This window comes from Pantoea sp. UYEF8 (assembly GCF_040546285.1).
Lineage (GTDB): Bacteria > Pseudomonadota > Gammaproteobacteria > Enterobacterales > Enterobacteriaceae > Pantoea > Pantoea brenneri.
This window is the reverse complement of record NZ_JBEPNM010000002.1, coordinates 78,883-95,237: the sequence shown is the minus strand read 5'-3', so window position 1 is coordinate 95,237 and position 16,355 is coordinate 78,883. Positions and strand designations below refer to the sequence as shown.

General features: G+C 53.8%; 15 protein-coding genes, 2 tRNA genes and 2 other RNA genes. 10 read left to right on the top strand and 9 right to left on the bottom strand.

Translation table 11 applies throughout. The features are described 5' to 3' along the window. Nucleotides 1–53: 53 nt before the first annotated feature. Nucleotides 54–674 carry a thymidine kinase gene (gene tdk / locus ABIB18_RS03940; RefSeq protein WP_031374586.1) on the bottom strand — a complete coding sequence of 207 codons (621 nt, stop codon included), beginning with the start codon at nucleotides 672–674 and terminating at the stop codon, nucleotides 54–56. 402 nt (nucleotides 675–1,076) lie between these two features. Here tdk and hns point away from each other — a divergent pair, with 402 nt between their 5' ends. Further along, the gene (gene hns / locus ABIB18_RS03935; RefSeq protein ID WP_031374587.1) at nucleotides 1,077–1,484 is read left to right on the top strand and encodes a histone-like nucleoid-structuring protein H-NS; all 408 of its coding nucleotides are present in this window, start codon (nucleotides 1,077–1,079) and stop codon (nucleotides 1,482–1,484) included. An 88-nt stretch (nucleotides 1,485–1,572) separates the two neighbouring features. Here hns and ABIB18_RS03930 read toward each other — a convergent pair whose 3' ends face one another. The 5 genes from ABIB18_RS03930 to rssA form a co-directional block, all read right to left on the bottom strand. After that, the gene (locus tag ABIB18_RS03930; RefSeq protein WP_354473700.1) at nucleotides 1,573–2,580 is read right to left on the bottom strand and encodes an NAD-dependent epimerase; all 1,008 of its coding nucleotides are present in this window, start codon (nucleotides 2,578–2,580) and stop codon (nucleotides 1,573–1,575) included. Nucleotides 2,581–2,594: 14 nt separating this feature from the next. Continuing rightward, nucleotides 2,595–3,935: a UDP-glucose dehydrogenase family protein gene (locus tag ABIB18_RS03925; protein WP_031374589.1), complete on the bottom strand. Its 1,341-nt coding sequence runs from the start codon at nucleotides 3,933–3,935 to the stop codon at nucleotides 2,595–2,597. 22 nt (nucleotides 3,936–3,957) lie between these two features. Further along, nucleotides 3,958–4,866 carry a UTP--glucose-1-phosphate uridylyltransferase GalU gene (gene galU / locus ABIB18_RS03920; protein WP_031374590.1) on the bottom strand — a complete coding sequence of 303 codons (909 nt, stop codon included), beginning with the start codon at nucleotides 4,864–4,866 and terminating at the stop codon, nucleotides 3,958–3,960. A 193-nt stretch (nucleotides 4,867–5,059) separates the two neighbouring features. After that, a complete protein-coding gene (rssB, locus tag ABIB18_RS03915; RefSeq protein ID WP_354473699.1) occupies nucleotides 5,060–6,076 on the bottom strand; it encodes a two-component system response regulator RssB in 1,017 nt (338 codons plus the stop codon). A 99-nt stretch (nucleotides 6,077–6,175) separates the two neighbouring features. After that, entirely contained in the window at nucleotides 6,176–7,081 is a 906-nt protein-coding gene (rssA, locus tag ABIB18_RS03910; protein WP_031374592.1) for a patatin-like phospholipase RssA, read from the bottom strand. 97 nt (nucleotides 7,082–7,178) lie between these two features. Here rssA and ABIB18_RS03905 point away from each other — a divergent pair, with 97 nt between their 5' ends. The 7 genes from ABIB18_RS03905 to xthA all read left to right on the top strand — a co-directional run bounded on the left by ABIB18_RS03905 (nucleotide 7,179) and on the right by xthA (nucleotide 10,185). Further along, nucleotides 7,179–7,634, top strand: a complete 456-nt coding sequence (locus tag ABIB18_RS03905) for a YchJ family protein (protein WP_031374593.1) — start codon at nucleotides 7,179–7,181, stop codon at nucleotides 7,632–7,634. Nucleotides 7,635–7,690: 56 nt separating this feature from the next. Continuing rightward, on the top strand, nucleotides 7,691–8,539 hold the full coding sequence (purU, locus tag ABIB18_RS03900) for a formyltetrahydrofolate deformylase (RefSeq protein ID WP_031374594.1): 849 nt from the start codon (nucleotides 7,691–7,693) through the stop codon (nucleotides 8,537–8,539). Between the two features lie 144 nt (nucleotides 8,540–8,683). Further along, nucleotides 8,684–8,768, top strand: a tRNA-Tyr gene (locus ABIB18_RS03895). Nucleotides 8,769–8,804: 36 nt separating this feature from the next. Then, nucleotides 8,805–8,889: transfer RNA gene (locus tag ABIB18_RS03890), tRNA-Tyr, on the top strand. Between the two features lie 40 nt (nucleotides 8,890–8,929). Then, a non-coding RNA gene (locus ABIB18_RS03885) (RtT sRNA) lies at nucleotides 8,930–9,057 on the top strand. Nucleotides 9,058–9,097: 40 nt separating this feature from the next. Then, nucleotides 9,098–9,225, top strand: a non-coding RNA gene (locus ABIB18_RS03880) — RtT sRNA. A gap of 153 nt (nucleotides 9,226–9,378) precedes the next feature. Next, on the top strand, nucleotides 9,379–10,185 hold the full coding sequence (gene xthA / locus ABIB18_RS03875) for an exodeoxyribonuclease III (RefSeq protein WP_354473698.1): 807 nt from the start codon (nucleotides 9,379–9,381) through the stop codon (nucleotides 10,183–10,185). Nucleotides 10,186–10,232: 47 nt separating this feature from the next. Here the strand turns inward: xthA and ABIB18_RS03870 are convergent, their stop codons facing one another. From ABIB18_RS03870 to ABIB18_RS03860, 3 genes are all read right to left on the bottom strand, one after another. Then, nucleotides 10,233–10,541, bottom strand: a complete 309-nt coding sequence (locus tag ABIB18_RS03870; RefSeq protein WP_031374595.1) for a YnjH family protein — start codon at nucleotides 10,539–10,541, stop codon at nucleotides 10,233–10,235. After that, entirely contained in the window at nucleotides 10,538–12,454 is a 1,917-nt protein-coding gene (locus ABIB18_RS03865; RefSeq protein ID WP_069728541.1) for a DNA topoisomerase III, read from the bottom strand. The genes ABIB18_RS03870 and ABIB18_RS03865 overlap by 4 nt, the downstream gene beginning before the upstream one ends. Nucleotides 12,455–12,649: 195 nt before the next feature. Next, nucleotides 12,650–13,201, bottom strand: a complete 552-nt coding sequence (locus tag ABIB18_RS03860; protein WP_031374596.1) for an NAD(P)H nitroreductase — start codon at nucleotides 13,199–13,201, stop codon at nucleotides 12,650–12,652. A 174-nt stretch (nucleotides 13,202–13,375) separates the two neighbouring features. Here ABIB18_RS03860 and sppA point away from each other — a divergent pair, with 174 nt between their 5' ends. Together sppA and ansA are read left to right on the top strand one after the other, a co-directional pair. Then, nucleotides 13,376–15,235 carry a signal peptide peptidase SppA gene (sppA, locus tag ABIB18_RS03855; protein WP_354473697.1) on the top strand — a complete coding sequence of 620 codons (1,860 nt, stop codon included), beginning with the start codon at nucleotides 13,376–13,378 and terminating at the stop codon, nucleotides 15,233–15,235. A 97-nt stretch (nucleotides 15,236–15,332) separates the two neighbouring features. After that, nucleotides 15,333–16,346: an asparaginase gene (gene ansA / locus ABIB18_RS03850; protein WP_354473696.1), complete on the top strand. Its 1,014-nt coding sequence runs from the start codon at nucleotides 15,333–15,335 to the stop codon at nucleotides 16,344–16,346. Nucleotides 16,347–16,355 lie beyond the last annotated feature (9 nt).

Here is a 16,355-nt window from a genome sequence, read left to right as displayed (position 1 = left end):
TGACAAACAAAAAACCCGCCTCGGCGGGTTTTTTTATTTCTGTTACAGCACTGTCAGTTCAGCGGCGTTTGCGCGCCGTAAATCGCCTGCAGCGATCCCTGCTCTATTGCCTGCTTGTAATGCTTGCGGCACACGGAGATATAGCGTTCATTGCCACCGATCACCACCTGCTCACCTTCACTGAACGGTTTTCCCTCGCTGTCGAGCCGCAGCACCATACTGGCTTTGCGGCCACAGTGGCAGATGGTCTTCAGCTCTACCAGCTTGTCAGCCCACGCCAGCAGATACTGACTGCCGGTAAACAGCTCACCACGGAAGTCGGTTCTCAGGCCATAGCAAAGCACCGGGATATCAAGGTTGTCCACCACGTCTGACAGGGCCTTCACCTGCTCACGGGTCAGGAACTGACTCTCATCGACCAGCACGCAGTGAATCGGCTGAGCCGCGTGCTCTGCGGCGATATCGCGGTAAAGCGCAGTCTCAGCGTTATACAGTAAGGCGGGCGAAGAGAGGCCAATACGCGAGCTGACGGTGCCTGCGCCAAAGCGATCGTCAATTTCAGCGGTGTAGACCAGGGTTCGCATTCCCCGTTCCTGGTAGTTATAGGAGGACTGCAGTAAGGCGGTGGATTTACCCGCATTCATCGCAGAGTAGTAAAAATAGAGTTGGGCCATAGCAGCGGGTTCTTCATCAGGACTTAACGGAATGGCGCGCATATTAGCACAAAGCGCTGCTAAAACTGAGCGGGTAGCCGCGGAATAATGATCGCCATTGGCCGCTCTGGGTGAGCTAAAATTCAGGCCGATCCTTTGCCTGCCTGAGCGGGTAGCCTGGATATTACCCCCAACAACATCCTGCCTTTTTCACTGCTGTAATTAATGTATTAAATTTACGTCTTTTAAAGCTGACATAAAAATAGCCATTAAACGGCGAAAAAGTAAATTTTTCTGAAGGATAATTTTTACTCTCTTTTATTTTGCCGTCGCGCTTTAATATTAATTTGTGTTGAAGTTATTTATTACCACCTCTACTATTGTCGGGCAAAACAACTTTTTTATTATTCAGAGACCAGGACAATGAGCGAAGCACTAAAAGTTCTTAATAATATCCGTACGCTGCGTGCTCAGGCCAGAGAGTATCCGATTGACTCGCTGGAAGAGATGCTGGAAAAACTTGAAGTGGTGGTAAAAGAACGCCGCGAAGAGGAGTCACTAACCCAGGCAGAGAATGCCGAGCGTGCACGTAAACTGGAACAGTATCGTGAAATGCTGCTGGCGGACGGCATCGATCCGAATGAATTGCTGAGCTCCCTGTCAGACACCAAAGTCGCCGGGAAAGGTAACCGTTCAGTTCGTCCGGCAAAATATAAGTATGTCGATGAAAAAGGCGAAACCAGAACCTGGACTGGTCAGGGTCGCACACCGGCAGTGATTAAAAAAGCACTGGAAGAGCAAGGTAAGCAGTTAGACGACTTTCTACTCTGATAACGGGTCGGGCTTCGCTACTGACTACTGATTGCCCTTAGAGATAACAAAAAAAAGGAAGCCTGCGCTTCCTTTTTTATTTTATTAATCAGACCTGATAGAAGTCCCGATACCAGTCAACAAAGCGCTTAACGCCCTCTTCCACACTGGTTTGCGGTTTAAAACCGATCGCCTTAAACAGGGCTTCGGTGTCGGCGCTGGTTTCCAGCACGTCACCCGGTTGCATTGGCATCAGATTCTTAACCGCCGTAATACCCAGTGCTTTCTCGATGGCTTCGATATAGTTGATCAGCGTGACCGGCTGACTGTTACCAATATTATAAACCCGATAAGGCGCAGAACTGGTGGCTGGCGATCCCGCTTCTACCGTCCAGTTTTCATCCGCCTGCGGAATAACATCCTGCAAACGAACAATCGCTTCCGCAATGTCATCAATATAGGTGAAGTCGCGTTTCATCTGGCCCTGGTTATAAACATCAATCGCTTCACCTGCAATCATCGCACGGGTGAATTTGAATAATGCCATATCCGGCCGGCCCCATGGACCATAAACGGTAAAGAACCGCAGTCCGGTGGTCGGCAGCTGGTAAAGATGCGAGTAAGTATGTGACATTAACTCGTTAGCTTTCTTGGTCGCCGCATATAACGAAACCGGATGGTCAACGCTATCTTCGGTGGAGAAAGGCATTTTACGATTCAGGCCATAAACCGAACTGGAAGATGCATAAAGCAGATGTTCGATTTTATGATGACGGCAGCCCTCAAGAATGTTGAGGTGACCAATCAGATTAGCGTCGGCGTAGGCGTGGGGATTATCTATTGAATAGCGAACACCCGCCTGGGCGCCTAAATGAATCACGCGCTGGAACTGCTGTTGCTTAAACAGTGACGCGATTGCGTCACGGTCAGCCAGATCCATCTCAATAAAGGTAAAAGCCGGATCGGGTTTAATCAGGTTCAGACGGGCATGCTTAAGATTTACGTCATAATAATCATTCAGGTTGTCGATACCGACAACCTGGTGACCGGCGGCCAGCAGACGTTGGCTAACATGAAAACCAATAAAGCCTGCGGCGCCGGTGACCAGAAAGTTCATAAATCCCTCGTTAATTATGCAATTTGAATAGACGCTCCGCGGCCGATTGCATAATAAACGAATCCGCGTTTGCTGGTACGCTCTGGATCATACAGGTTACGACCATCAAAAATCACGGGTTCTTTCAGTGCATTTTTGATGACGTCAAAGTCAGGTGCACGGAAGTTTTGCCATTCCGTACAAATGACCAGGCCATCAGCGCCCTGCAGTGCCGCCTCTTTGGTTCCCATCAGCTTGAGATCGCTGCGGTGACCATAGATGCGCTGCGCTTCATCCATCGCTTCAGGGTCAAACGCCTGGACAGTAGCACCGGCTTCCCACAACGTTTCCATCAGCACGCGGCTGGAGGCTTCACGCATATCGTCGGTATTCGGCTTGAATGACAGACCCCAAAGGGCAAAGGTCTTACCGCTCAGATCGTCGCCGAAATGACGCTTAATGAAGGTCGGCAGCTTGGTCTTCTGGCTGTCATTGACATCTTCCACCGCCTGTAACAGGCGAGGCTTATAGCCAATAGACTCCGCGGTACGGATCAGCGCCTGCACATCTTTCGGGAAGCAGGAACCACCATAGCCACAGCCTGGATAGATGAAGTGGTAGCCAATGCGGGGATCGGAGCCGATACCCTGGCGTACTTTTTCAATATCCGCGCCTAAACGCTCAGCCAGATTGGAGATCTCGTTCATAAAGCTGATTTTGGTCGCCAGCATGCAGTTTGCGGCATACTTGGTCAGCTCTGCGCTGCGGATATCCATCATGATCATACGATCGTGGTTACGGTTAAACGGCTCATAGAGCTCGCGTAACAGTTCAACCACTTCGTCGTTATCGGTGCCGACAACGATGCGCTCTGGACGCATGCAGTCGTTAACCGCCGCGCCTTCCTTGAGGAATTCAGGGTTAGAGACCACATCGAAAGTGATGTTAGCGTCACGCGCTTTAAGCGCTTCCGTCATCACTGCACGCACTTTGTCTGCTGTGCCAACCGGAACGGTTGATTTGTCGATAACCACTTTGTGATCGTTCATGTATTGCGCAATGGTGCGCGCTACAGCGGTCACATATTTCAGATCGGCAGAGCCGTCTTCATCCGGGGGGGTACCGACTGCAATAAACTGCATAACACCATGGTTTACGCCCAGCTCAGCATCGGTGCTGAACTTCAGACGACCCGCTTCGTAATTAGACATTACCAGCGGCGTTAAACCTGGTTCGAAAATAGGAATGATGCCTTTTTTCAGATTTTCGACTTTCTTTTCGTCGACATCAATGCAGAGAACGTCATGTCCGACTTCGGCCAACACCGCAGCCTGAACCAGACCGACATAGCCGATACCAAATACAGTGACTTTCATCGAGTTATCCTGTGTTTATGAATTACTTTTTGTTGCCAACTGCGCCATCGAGCCATTCAGAAAAATCTTTGCCCAATACCGGATGACGAACACCGTACTCAACGAAAGCCTGCATGTAGCCCAGTTTGTTACCGCAGTCATGGCTCACACCTTTCAGGTGATAAGCTTCAACGGTCTCTTTTTCCATCAGCATAGCGATAGAGTCAGTTAACTGAACTTCGCCGCCTGCACCTGGAGGCGTTTTCGCCAGCAGTGGCCAGATATCAGCAGAAAGAACATAACGACCAACAACGGCCAGGTTAGATGGCGCTTCTGCCGCTTTTGGCTTCTCAACCACACCAACCATTGGTGCGCTGTCGCCTGGGTTCAGTTCTGCGCCCTGGCAATCTACAACACCGTACGCCGTCACATCAGCAACCGGCTCAACCATGATCTGGCTGCGGCCAGACTCTTCGTAACGGCTCAGCATTTCTGCCAGGTTATCTTTGGTTGGGTTAGATTCGTATTCGTCGATGATCACGTCTGGCAGGATCACGGCAACTGGCTCATCACCCACTAATGGATGTGCACACATAACCGCGTGGCCCAGGCCTTTAGCGATGCCCTGACGAACCTGCATGATGGTGACGTGTGGCGGGCAGATTGACTGGATTTCATCCAGCAGCTGACGCTTAACACGTTTTTCCAGCATAGATTCCAGTTCGAAGCTGGTATCGAAGTGGTTTTCGATGGCGTTTTTAGAAGAGTGAGTCACCAGCACAATTTCGTTGATGCCGGCAGCAATACACTCGTTAACGACATACTGGATTAACGGCTTATCAACCAGCGGTAACATCTCTTTCGGAATCGCTTTAGTGGCTGGGAGCATGCGCGTACCCAGACCCGCTACCGGGATTACCGCTTTTTTTACTTTGGACTTATAGGCAGACATTAAGATACCTCTCTTATAGGCCGTTCAAGTTAATACTTGATATGTCGGTTTAAATTCGGAAATGAGTATATCAGTTAGTATCGAACGGATTTATCCTGGAAGAACTGAAACCGTCGAAATTAAGACTATTACCCAAGTGTAAAGCTAACTTCTGGCCCTGTCTCCAGCGCCAGATCAAATTAATTTTTGCTGTTTATTCTTCAGCCGATAGCATCAGACGAATGCGTCCGCCTGCGCCCCAGACGTGGCATTGCCAGTTTTCGGCACGCTGACTGATCTGATTAAGATGGGTGCTTCCCATGGTGCCCAGAGGCACGCCGTTGCTGAGTTGAATCTGATGGGCATGAACGTGAAGCGTGGCGTTTAAACCGGCTGAAACCAGGATGAGATTTTTTAAACCGCGGTGATAATAACCAACCAGTAACGGGAACTGACCGCTCAGGTTGGCCTGCCGTAACAGCAAATTGACCTGTCTGAGCAGGCCATTGAGTTCCGGCAAGCGCTGTTTCTGTCCCGACAACTGCTCCTGCAGCAAGCCGTTGAACAGCGCACGCAGCAGCAACGCGGCCAGTACTCCATTGTCGCCCGCCCGGGTGACGTCCAGACAGTAGAAAGCCAGGTCTTTATCTGAGAGGGCTGCAATATCCAGAACCAGGCCAGGCTGCTCGGCCATGGTGAGCTGGCGGTAGTTGACCCGACAATTGGCGATGGTTTGTTGCACCGGCGGCTGAAGCTGCTTAAGCAACTTGGCGGCCGCTTTCGGATCGCGCACCAGCGCATCCCAGTCCTGGAACAGCTGTTCATCCTCCTCCACTTTAGAGGTGAACATTGAGGGATAGAGACACTCATAGACCGCTTCACGGAAGCGCTCAAAGTTCTTCAGCGGTTTCAGCAGCACATCCTGCACCCCGAGGCGCAGCACGTGGGCGATATCAGACATGTTTTCGGTTGCCGAGATGATCAAAATCGGCACCGCATTGCCACGGGTACGAATATGTTCAACGAACTGGATACCGCTCATGCGCGGCATCTCCAGATCGCAAATTATCAGGTCGACAGTATGCTGTTGTAATTGTGCAATTGCTTCCAGACCATCTTCCGCTTGTAACGTCACAGCACCCATCGATAACAAAAATTGGTCCAGCAACGAACGGAAAACAGCCTCATCTTCGACAATGACTATCTTTTTGCCGATTAGTGGTTTTTCCATTCTTTCCCCCTGCGTACCAGATATTTCAATAGTGGTTCATAAAACGCAGTTGCGCCTTTCAGAATTGCCCGAAGTAACATCTGTGAATGAACAACCTGATTATCTGCCACGGACCAGTGGTAACAGTTCATCCATTTTCTTCTCAACGGCGGCCTTGCCTGCCTCGATAGCCTCTTCAGCGCGGTGAAAGTCCAGCGTCGAAATTTGCGGACAAACGGGCTGAATCAGGACATCGGGCGGATCGCCTGCCATACGATTTCGCTTCAGGCGATTTTCCAGCACCTGGATAGAGGTGGTCATGATCTCCATCGCTCCCGGTGTCTGGGACGCACGACGCTGGCTAAAATTCACCAGTCGCTGTCGCAGCTTCCCGCTCCAGCTCAATGCCACCGCGGCGGCTTCTTCTTCACTGTTCTGGGGTGTCACGGAAAACAGGTCCTGCTGCATCAGATGTGCGTCGTGCTGCAGGTCTACGGCGATAACAATGTCAGCGCCCAGGGCACGCGTTAATGAAATCGGCACCGGATTGACCACGGCACCATCCACCAGCCAATACCCATTGTAGCCCACGGGCGGTAATAAACCTGGCATACTGCAGGATGCCCGCACCGCCTGATGCAAATCGCCCTCGGTCAGCCACAGTTCACGGCCGGTACTGAGGTTGGTCGCGACCACGCCAAAGGGTTTACCGCAGGTCTCAATGGTGTCATTGGGGATTAACTGCCGGACGTGATTGAATACCCGCTCGCCGCGCAATAACCCCCCGCGCTGCCACGAAACATCCATCAGGCGAATCACATCCCAGTAACGAAACGCGCTGACCCACTTTTCCATCAGCGGCAAGCGGTTATTAACATAGGCCGAGCCGACCAGCGCGCCGACTGAACATCCCGCCACCACATCGACTTCAATTCCGGCGTGCTCAAGCGCCTTAATTACGCCGATATGCGCCCATCCTTTGGCCGCTCCAGAACCCAGAGCCAATCCAATTTTTACCTTTCTCATCTGTTTCTGGTCCTGCCGTCAATACATAGCGTCACAACGTAGGGTCAGCTAACATAGCGCGCTGGTTTATATCGACTCATCACCTTCAGGAGATCACGTGTCAGACATCTGCCCATGTTGTAGCGGAGAGCAGTATAGCGTATGTTGCGAGCCCTTTCTTAAGGGTACCCAAATTCCTGTTACAGCTGAACAACTTATGCGTTCACGTTATTGCGCCTATGTTCAGCAGAACGCAGATTATCTGGTTTCTACCTGGCATCCTGCCAAACGTCAGCCCGCGCTGGCAGGGCTTTTATCTGAAAGTTTTCAGGGCACTGAATGGCTAAGCCTGAATGTAACTCGTTGTAATCATGGAAGCCATGAGAATGAAGCTTTCGTCACCTTTTTTGCGCGATACCGCGAGAAAATGACCATTCAGGCCATTCATGAGTGTTCACGCTTTCTTCGTGAGGATCAACGCTGGTACTATGTCGACGGAACGGCGCCCCAGATTGGCCGTAACGATCGGTGCCCCTGCGGCTCCGACAAAAAATACAAAAAATGTTGTGGCTAAGCCAAAGGCAACCGCAACGGTTCTACCCCTAATGCTTTGACAGGACTCTGATTGAGATGCAAGCGCAAACCATGCAAAGAAAAGTTTTACGTACCATTTGTCCCGATGCAAAAGGTCTGATCGCCAAAATCACCAATATTTGCTACAAGCACGAGCTGAATATTGTGCAAAACAATGAGTTTGTTGATCATCGCACCGGGCGTTTTTTTATGCGCACAGAGCTGGAAGGGATCTTTAACGACAACACCCTGCTTGCAGATCTCGATAGCGCCCTGCCTCAGGGTTCAGTCCGTGAACTGCACAGCGCCGGCCGCCGCCGCGTGGTTATCCTGGTGACCAAAGAGGCACACTGCCTCGGCGATCTGCTGATGAAGAGCGCCTTTGGCGGTCTGGATATGGAAATTGCCGCGGTGATCGGCAACCATGACACGCTGCGTTCGCTGGTTGAGCGTTTCGATATTCCTTTCGTGCTGGTCAGCCATGAAGGCCTGACGCGCGAAGAACACGATAGCCGGATGGTTGAAGAGATCGATCGTTACCAGCCTGACTATGTGGTGCTGGCGAAATATATGCGCGTGCTGACCCCGGCGTTCGTGCAGCGCTACCCTAACCAGATCATCAATATCCACCACTCGTTCCTGCCAGCCTTTATTGGCGCCCGTCCTTATCATCAGGCGTATGAACGCGGCGTGAAAATTATCGGCGCAACTGCGCACTACGTAAATGACAACCTCGACGAAGGTCCAATCATTATGCAGGACGTCATCAATGTCGATCACAGCTACACCGCTGAAGAGATGATGCGTGCCGGTCGTGACGTTGAAAAGAACGTGTTAAGCCGCGCACTGTACAAAGTGCTGGGCCAGCGCGTGTTTGTTTACGGTAACCGAACGATTATTCTTTAATCACGCCAGTGGCTGAATTGCCTGAGGATTCAGCGCTACGGGCAAAAAGTGGGCAAACAGATGCTGTTTTGCCGATGGGCGCTTTACACCCTTATCGCATTTGGTATGATGCGCCCCGCTTTAAGACATAAAGATTCAGGCCATGGTGGGATTCCCGAGCGGCCAAAGGGAGCAGACTGTAAATCTGCCGTCACAGACTTCGAAGGTTCGAATCCTTCTCCCACCACCATCTGAATCGTCTTTTTGCCAGCATACCGTAATCCCTGGTGGGATTCCCGAGCGGCCAAAGGGAGCAGACTGTAAATCTGCCGTCACAGACTTCGAAGGTTCGAATCCTTCTCCCACCACCATCTTGCATATCGCACACAATCCCAAACTAATACCTAAACTTCCTGTTCTGCGGGGAGAGGGATGAGAACCTTCGATTAAGGTTCGGGTCGGGCTTTGCGAGACAACGCGCTTCAGCGCGGCCCGAAGGGTGAGGCGCAACGCGCCGAATAATCCTTCTCCCACCACCATCTTGCATATCGCACATAATCCCAAACTAATACCTAAACTTCCTGTTCTGCGGGGAGAGGGATGAGAACCTTCGATTAAGGTTCGGGTCGAGCCTTGCGAGACAACGCGCTTCAGCGCGGCCCGAAGGGTGAGGCGCAACGCGCCGAATAATCCTTCTCCCGCCGCCCTCTCCTGTTTTAACCTGCTGTTACTGCTTATCTCCCCCTGCTCTGTTGGTCTGTCCCTGCCCTCTCGTATCATCTTCCACGCTTCGGTCATGACTTTTTCAGTAAAAATCGCTACCATCCCAGCCTATTACTCGCTGAACAATGGTCGATTCCATGAAATTTGTTTCATTTAACATCAATGGGTTGCGTGCCCGTCCGCATCAGCTCCAGGCACTGGTCGAACAACATAGTCCGGACGTCATCGGCCTGCAGGAAACCAAAGTCCATGACGACATGTTCCCGCTGGAAGAGGTGGCGAAGCTCGGTTACAACGTCTTTTATCATGGTCAGAAAGGCCATTACGGCGTTGCGCTACTGACGAAGGTACAGCCGGTAGCAGTACGCCGTGGCTTTCCCGGTGATGATGACGATGCACAACGCCGCCTGATTATGGCCGAAATCCCCAGCCCGATTGGCGACATCACGGTGATTAACGGCTATTTTCCGCAGGGTGAAAGCCGTGACCATCCGACCAAGTTTCCGGCCAAAGAGAAATTTTATCGCGATCTGCAACGTTTTCTGACCGACGATCTGCCCGCCGACAAACCGGTGCTGATTATGGGCGACATGAATATCAGCAGCACCGATCTGGATATTGGGATTGGTGAAGAGAGCCGCAAGCGCTGGCTGCGTACCGGCAAATGTTCATTCCTGCCGGAAGAGCGTGAGTGGATGGATCGGCTGCTGGGCTGGGGACTGGTGGACACCTGGCGTGAACATAATCCTGAAACCGCCGATCGTTTTTCGTGGTTCGACTACCGCTCAAAGGGTTTCGATGATAACCGCGGTTTACGCATTGATCTGGTTCTGGCGAGTAAAAACCTGGCGGCCCACTGCGTAGAGAGCGGCATTGATTATGCTATCCGCAGCATGGAAAAGCCGTCGGATCACGCGCCAATCTGGTCCACCTTCCGCTTCTGATCGACGCGCTTTAACTGAAGGTCGCGTGGCCGACTGCCACGCGACGACTATTTGACTATTTTCCAGATCAGATTATTGGTGCCCAGCGAGTGTTCATCACGCGCGCATTGCAGTAACACCCCTTCCGATTTCACCACCGCCCCTTCGCTGTAGTTACGATTATCAAAAATACAGCAGCGCAGACAGTCCGGCTGACGCCGTTGTCCCTGGGTCCAGACTTCCGGCGGCAGGTCGACTACCACGTCAGTGTTGACACCATTGTCGCTGTCCGGCGGCGGCTGATGTCGGCTGTTGGCCTCTGCGGCACCGCCAGCCAGCGACAGGGCCAGCACCATTAATAATGAAAAACGTCTCATTCCGTCTCCTTGACTTTACGCTTTGTTTTGCGCACCGGACGTTTTTGTCCGGTGGACGGTAAGCCCCGAAAGGCATGCACCGCAGGCTGTTGCCGCGCCTGATGAATCAGTCCGGTCAGGGTCTGCACCAGCGGCTGCATGAACTCATCATAGCGGCAGGCCTTTTCACTGATCCGGGTCAGGGTGGATTCCCACTGCGCGGTCATATCCGGGCGTGCAGCCAGATCGGGTAACGAGTGGATCAGGGCACGTCCGGCCTCAGTTGAGTGGATATAGCGGCCCTTTTTCACCAGGAAGCCACGACGAAACAGCAATTCGATAATGCCGGCGCGGGTCGCTTCCGTTCCTAAACCATCGGTCGCACGCAGCACTTTCTTTAATTCTTTATCCTGAACGAAGCGGGCAATTCCGGTCATCGCCGAAAGGATGGTGGCGTCCGTAAACGGACGCGGTGGCTGAGTCTGCTTCGCCAGCACCTCACCGCGCTCACACAACAGCTCATCGCCTTTGGCGACCACCGGCAGCGGCATACCATCATTCTCTTCATCCCGCTCTTTGTTACCGAGCAGTGCCCGCCAGCCCGCTTCTGCCAGGAAACGCGCTTTGGCGACGAATTTGCCGCCGGCGATCGCCAGTTCTATCACGCATTTGCGGAACACCGCATCCGGACAGAACTGCATCAGATACTGGCGCGCCACCAGCGCATAGATATTTTGCTCGTTCTCACTCAGTTTCACCGAACCGGCGCGGGCAGTCGGAATGATCGCATGGTGCGCATCGACCTTTTTGTCATCCCAGCAGCGGTTACGGCGATCGGCGTCAAAATCGGCCGGCGGCGTCAGCTGCGGCTGATGGGCCTGAATGGCATTGAGTACCGCATGGCGGCCGGCGAAATGCTCTTCCGGCAGATAACGGCTATCGGAACGTGGATAGGTGATCAGCTTATGGGTTTCATACAGCCGCTGGCAGGTATCCAGCACCGTTTGTGCACTCAGGCCGTAACGCTTCGCCGCCTCAATCTGCAGGCTGGATAAGGAGAACGGTAACGGTGCACCTTCGTTTTCCCGTTTATCGCTGTAGGCGGTAACCGCCGCTGGCTGGCCGGTGATACGCGCCACCACATGATCAGCCAGCGCCCGCTTCAGCAGACGCCCCTCCTCATCCTGCCACGGCTCACAGGCTTCGCTCGGCACCCAGCTGGCGACGAAACGCACCTCATCCGGCGTGACGATGTGGGCTTTTACCTCGAAGTAATCTTTCGGCAGGAAATTCTCTATCTCTTCATCGCGCCGCACCACCAGCCCGAGCACCGGCGTCTGCACCCGACCCACTGACAGCACGCCATCGTAGCCGGCACTGCGCCCCAGCAGCGTCCAGGCACGGGTCATATTGATGCCGTACAGCCAGTCGGCACGGGCGCGAGCCAGCGCTGAAACACAGAGCGGAATAAATTCCCGGTTCTCCCGCAGGCGGTTCACCGCGCGATCCACCGCCTGTGGATTGAGATCGTTGATCAGGCAGCGCTGTACCCGACTGCGCTTTTCCGCTGGCAGGTTGAGATAGTCCAGCACCTCATCGACCAGCAACTGTCCTTCGCGATCGGGGTCACCGGCATGCACGATCTCACTGGCCTGGGCCAGCAATCCTTCTACCACTTTCAGCTGTTTGGCGACTGACGGGCGCGGCTTAAGCTGCCACTTTTGCGGAACGATCGGCAGGTCGGCTAACGACCAGCGCGCGTAACGGCTGTCGTAACTGTCGGGTTGCGCCTGCTCCAGCAAATGCCCGACACACCAGGTCACCACCTGATCGTTGCCGCAGGCGATAAATCCATCGCCGCGTCGATGAGGTTTTGGCAGCACATCGGCAATGGCCCGCCCAAGACTGGGTTTTTCCGCAATAAACAAACGCATTGAATCAGGTAATCCTTAACATCAGGGAATAACAGTGATAACCGGTTGTTCGCTGTTGGCTGCAAATATGGCGGCTATGTTAGCCTGGCAAGGCGTCTGGCGTAAGCGTCACGGACCGGGATAGCGATCATTCGCACAGGAAGCGTTCAATAAGCAGGGCCAGAGGATGCCCTGCCGGCAGGTTCAGGATAAGGGTCAGAAGTAACTGACGAAAGGCGCGGTGTCGGGCGGCAACACGGTGGTGCTGGACTTCAGCTGCGGCGTGCCTAAATAGAGGAAGCCGACAATTGCATCCTGTTCCCGGCAGCCGAATGCCTGGCGCACCGTCTGATCGTCGGTCCACGGGCCGCTGCGCCAGATACCATTATAGCCCTGCGCTGCTGCCGCCATCTGCATCGCCATCACTGCGCAGCTGGCGGAAGCAATCTGCTCCCAGCGCGGCACTTTCGGGTGGGGTTCACAATATGCCACCACGGTAATGATCATTGGTGCGCGAAACGGCGACTGACTGGCCTTGTTGATCGCCTTCTCATCCAGTTGCTTATCACGTGCTGCCTGCTCCAGCAGCTGACTCAGCCGATCGCGGCCCTCATTTTCCACAATAATAAAGCGCCAGGGTTGCAGCGTGCCGTGATCCGGTGCGCGCATACCGGCACGCAGTATATTTTCCAGCGCCTCGCCGGCGGGCGCCGGGTCGGTCAGACGTGATGCCGAACGACGGTTAACCAGTAACTCCAGTGCATCCATGTTTTTTCTCCCGATCGCATTGATGTTGCAGTAATCCTGGCACAGTCAGATTTTTTGTAACAGTCGGCGGTGAATTCCTGCTGACTTTTAGCACGCTGCTCTTTAGGATGAGCTCGTCGGGGAAGCCTGGTACGCGCGGCGGCCACTTCCGGCTACATGAATATGGAGAGTCTGATGCGCACATTGTGGCGAATTATTGCAGGTCTGTTTCGCTGGACCTGGCGGGTATTAAATTTTATCAGGGAATTCATTCTGAATATTTTCCTGATTTTGTTGATTGTGGTAGGTGTCGGGATCTGGCTGCAGGTGAGCGGATCGGGCGGCAGTTCAGCGCCGATGCAGCAAGGTGCGCTGCGGGTCGATCTCAGCGGTGTGCTGGTCGATAAGCCTTCGGTCAGTAATCGGCTGAGCAAAATTGGCCGGCAGTTGCTGGGGGCCAGCAGCGATCGGCTGCAGGAAAATTCGTTGTTTGACGTAGTTGATGCGATTCGTCAGGCCAAAACGGACAATAACATTAAAGGCATGGTGCTGGATTTACGCGACTTTGCCGGCGGCGATCAGCCTTCGCTGCAGTACGTTGGTAAAGCACTGCGCGAATTCCGCGACAGCGGCAAGCCGATCTATGCGCTGGGCGACAGCTACAGCCAGGCGCAATATTATCTCGCCAGCTACGCCAGCAAAATCTACCTGTCGCCGCAGGGCACGGTCGATCTGCACGGGTTTGCCACCAACGGCCTGTATTACAAAACCCTGCTGGAAAAACTGAAAGTCACTTCCCATGTGTTCCGGGTCGGGACCTATAAATCTGCGGTAGAGCCGTTCCTGCGTGACGATATGTCACCTGCCGCCCGCGACGCCGATAGCCGCTGGTTGGGTCAGCTGTGGCAGAACTACCTGAATACCGTGTCAGCGAACCGTCAGATTACGCCAGAGCAGCTATTCCCGGGTGCAGCGGCGGTGATTGCCGGGCTGAATGCGGTTAAAGGCGATACTGCGCAGTACGCGCTGGATAACAAGCTGGTGGATGCGCTGGGTTCCCGTGCCGCCGCCGATCAGGAGCTGGTGAAAACCTTTGGCCTTGATAAGCAGAGTAATGATTATCGCAGCGTCAGCATCTACGACTACGCGGTTAAACCGGCCTCGGCGCAGGATGGCAACATTGCTGTGGTGCTCGCCAGCGGCGCGATCATGGACGGTGAAGAGACGCCAGGCAACGTCGGTGGCGATACCACCGCCGCACAGATTCGCGATGCGCGTCTCGATCCGAAAATCAAAGCCATTATCCTGCGGGTTAACAGCCCAGGCGGCAGCGTGACCGCCTCTGAAGCGATTCGCGAAGAGCTGGCGGCGGCGCATGCTGCCGGTAAGCCGATTGTGGTATCGATGGGCGGCATGGCGGCATCCGGCGGCTACTGGATTTCGACCCCAGCCAACTACATCGTGGCTAACCCAAGCACCCTGACCGGCTCTATCGGTATTTTTGGCGTGATCAATACGCTGGAAAACAGTCTGGATGCGATTGGTGTGCACACCGACGGTGTGGCCACCTCGCCGCTGGCTGATATCTCCACCACCAAAGCGCTGCCAACCGAAGTTCAGCAGCTGATGCAGCTGACCATCGAAAATGGTTATCACAACTTTGTGGGTCTGGTGGCGAAGTCACGCAACAAGACGCCGGAGCAGATTGACGCCATCGCGCAGGGCCACGTCTGGACCGGTAGCGATGCCAAAGCCAATGGGCTGGTCGATGCACTGGGTGACTTTGACGATGCGGTTAAGAAAGCCGGTGAGCTGGCAAAAGTCAGCAAACCGCAGCTGAGCTGGTATCAGGATGACCCGAGCTTCCTTGATATGATGCTGAACCAGGTCAACGCCTCGGTACGCGCGGTGCTGCCGAATCCGCTCAAGGCCTGGCTGCCTGCGCCGATGCTGGATGTGATGAGCGCGATGAAAGCCCAACCCGGTCTGTTTGATCATCTTAACGATCCGCAAAACCGTTACGCCTTCTGCCTGAACTGCGGCGACGTGCGTTAAACTGTGCGATAAACCTCGCAGCCCGGCCGATGGTCGGGCTGCTTTTCCCCGCCTTTCCCCTTATACTGCGCGTTTTACGGCAAGTCTGAGTTCTCTAATGCAAAAGAAAAACATCTACGTAGCCTACACTGGCGGTACCATTGGTATGCAGCGATCGGCACAGGGATACATTCCGATTTCCGGCCATCTGCAGCAGCAGCTGGCTAACATGCCTGAATTCCACCGTCCCGAGATGCCCGATTTCACCATTCATGAGTATCAGCCGCTGATCGACTCGTCCGATATGACGCCGCAGGACTGGCAGTCAATCGCAGAGGATATCCGGCAGAATTATGATCACTATGATGGTTTTGTGATTCTGCATGGCACCGATACCATGGCGTTTACCGCGTCGGCCCTCTCCTTCATGCTGGAGAATCTGGCTAAACCGGTTATCGTCACCGGGTCGCAGATTCCGCTGGCGGAGCTACGTTCAGATGGGCAGCAAAACTTATTGAACTCGCTGTATGTCGCGGCCAATTATCCGATCAGCGAAGTGTCGCTGTTCTTCAACAATACGCTCTACCGCGGCAACCGGACCACCAAAGCGCATGCCGATGGCTTTAATGCTTTCGCTTCGCCTAACCTCTCCGCGCTGCTGGAAGCCGGTATTCATATTCGCCGCCTGAATACCCCGCCTGCACCGCAAGGCAAGGGTGCACTGATTGTGCACACTATTACGCCCCAGCCGATTGGCGTGGTGACCATCTATCCAGGCATCTCGGCCGATGTGGTACGCAACTTCCTGCGTCAGCCGGTAAAAGCGCTGATCCTGCGCTCTTACGGTGTCGGCAACGCGCCGCAGAATGCGGAGTTCCTGGCAGAACTCCAGCAGGCGAGCGAGCGCGGTATCGTGGTGGTCAATCTGACCCAATGCATTTCGGGCAAGGTCAATATGGGCGGCTACGCCACCGGCAACGCGCTGGAACATGCTGGCGTCATCAGCGGTTTTGATCTGACCGTTGAGGCAGCGCTGACTAAGCTGCACTTCTTACTCAGCCAGAACCTCTCCGCCGATGAAATACGCAGCAAAATGCAGCAAAATTTGCGCGGTGAACTGACAGAAGATTGAGACGGAGCG